Raw genomic sequence first — 694 nt, forward strand, 5'->3', positions numbered from 1 at the left:
ATCGGATCCCCATCCTTCGGTGCCAACCACTCTTCACGCAACAATCCCCACCAGCGGTCACGGCGTAGATAAATCTCTTCGTAAGGATCCTTTACCGGTTGACGCGGCATAGCCGGGGCTCCACGTTCGTCAATCAGCCGCAGCCAGCCCGGGGCGTAATCCTGGGTGGGCAGCAATTGCAAGGCACCGGGTGCCTGCGCAAATACAGCGGTGACCTCCTGACCAGTTGGGCCAATGACCGCGCCGGCAATGGGGTCTTCGTCGCGCATCCCGACCTTGCAGCGACGGTAAGCGACCGGCGCCCCGATGGCGGGCATCACGCCGTGCACGACGCCGGCAATTTTGTCGGCCATACCCGGTAGCTGCCCGCATCGACGTGCCACCAGCCCGCCCATGGAGTGGGTAACCAGAATCACCTGTTGGCAGTTGCGACCGTACTGATACATGAGTTCATTAATACGCTCAGCCAGCCTTGAAGCGGCCTCCTCGTTGGAGTCCAGCCAGTTGTAACCACAGGCATGCACCGGCATACGGTAGCCACCACGCGCCGCCAACTCGTCCGAAATAATCGACGGCAACTGCGCCGCCAGGTTAGCGCCCAACCCGGGCATGGCGATGGGCATTTCAGGTTTCAACTCGGTGACTTGAACTGGGCCGGGCTCGACACTGCGGGTGTGCAGATGCTCAGGCCGAA

General features: G+C 61.7%; 1 protein-coding gene. It reads right to left on the reverse strand.

Annotation, left to right across the window (positions count from 1 at the left end):
- On the reverse strand, nt 1–694 hold a 694-nt coding region (locus QK296_RS28940), incomplete at both ends, for an alpha/beta fold hydrolase (RefSeq protein WP_348775212.1).

This window comes from Pseudomonas sp. AL10, from assembly GCF_029960685.1.
Classification (GTDB): domain Bacteria; phylum Pseudomonadota; class Gammaproteobacteria; order Pseudomonadales; family Pseudomonadaceae; genus Aquipseudomonas; species Aquipseudomonas lactis.